Source organism: Acidisoma sp. S159 (assembly GCF_009766125.1).
Taxonomy (GTDB): domain Bacteria; phylum Pseudomonadota; class Alphaproteobacteria; order Acetobacterales; family Acetobacteraceae; genus Acidisoma.
In genome coordinates this window covers 72,606-73,605 of record NZ_LMUG01000041.1, presented here as the reverse complement: position 1 = coordinate 73,605, position 1,000 = coordinate 72,606, and the positions used below count along the sequence as shown (strand labels likewise).

The following is a 1,000-nucleotide window of genomic DNA, read 5'->3' as shown; positions in this document are numbered from 1 at the left end:
GCTGCGTCCCTCAGGAACCTGCGTGGGGCTCGCCCAGGCCGAGGCATCCGGTTCCTCTCGGGGAAGCCAAGATGCCTCACGTCGCCCAGCACGTGGGCGACATCTATTCCCGATGGCGCTGTCTTCCTGATTCGCGACGTGCCGCGCTGCGCCCTCGGCCGCTTTCGGGAAGCCGTCGGCAGTGCTGGGCATGTCGAGGAAAGTGCTCTGGATATGGGAACGCGCGAGTGACCCTGTGAAGGGTTGAGGCGCCGCCTCGGCGAAGTCGGACGTTAGACCAACTTCTTCAGCGCCGGCGAGACTTTGAACCTCACGGTTTTGCCCGCCTTTACCTTGACCGGCTCACCTGTGCGGGGGTTGAGCGCCTTGCGGGCCTTTGTCTTGGCGACACGAAAGGTGCCGAAGCTGGGTAAGGTGAAGCCGCCCGAGGTTTTCAGCTCTTTGACGATGGCATCTATGAGGTCACTAGCCGCTCGATTCGCCGCGACACCAGTCAGCTCAGCAGAGTCCTGCAGAACGGAGGCAATGAAGGCTTTTGACACAGTTACCAGTCCTCATGATGGTTAGGCGCAATTTCTGTACCGGATGGCTTGAGAAATTCAAGTGCTACGCTGGGATCATTGCGCAGTCTCTCGTCCTCAGTGCCGCGCCCGAAACGCGCTGATCATCACGTAGGAAGCATGGAGAGCCGAACAGCCCTTGCGGCCGTTGATCCAAGCAGTCAAAGGACCTTGTTGAAGACTGCCCCAATCGACGGAGATCGCCCCAGACATGCGTGAGGCAACCTCGGCCACGAAGCAGGGCGCGACGACAACAACTGCTTTAGCGGCGCTCGGCATCGTTTTTGGCGATCTCGGAACGAGCCCACTTTATACCTATCAGACTATTGTGAGCGACGTGGGCGGTCGCCCTTCGGTGGGAGATGCGCTGGGCCTTCTTTCCCTCGTCGTCTGGACCTTGATCGTGACGATTTCGATCAAATACTGCATCCTCGTCATGC

General features: G+C 59.6%; 2 protein-coding genes and 1 pseudogene. 2 read left to right on the top strand and 1 reads right to left on the bottom strand.

Annotation, left to right across the window (positions count from 1 at the left end; all coding sequences use genetic code 11):
• A pseudogene (locus GSQ92_RS30180) lies at positions 1-231 on the top strand (hypothetical protein); the annotation flags it as partial.
• 41 nt (positions 232-272) lie between these two features.
• Here GSQ92_RS30180 and GSQ92_RS11790 read toward each other — a convergent pair.
• Entirely contained in the window at positions 273-542 is a 270-nt protein-coding gene (locus GSQ92_RS11790) for an HU family DNA-binding protein (RefSeq protein ID WP_158803235.1), read from the bottom strand.
• 229 nt (positions 543-771) lie between these two features.
• On the opposite strand from GSQ92_RS11790, the gene GSQ92_RS30915 reads away from it, so the two are divergent.
• Positions 772-1,000, top strand: a 229-nt coding sequence (locus GSQ92_RS30915; protein WP_371418553.1) for a KUP/HAK/KT family potassium transporter, incomplete at its 3' end; no start/stop codon positions are given.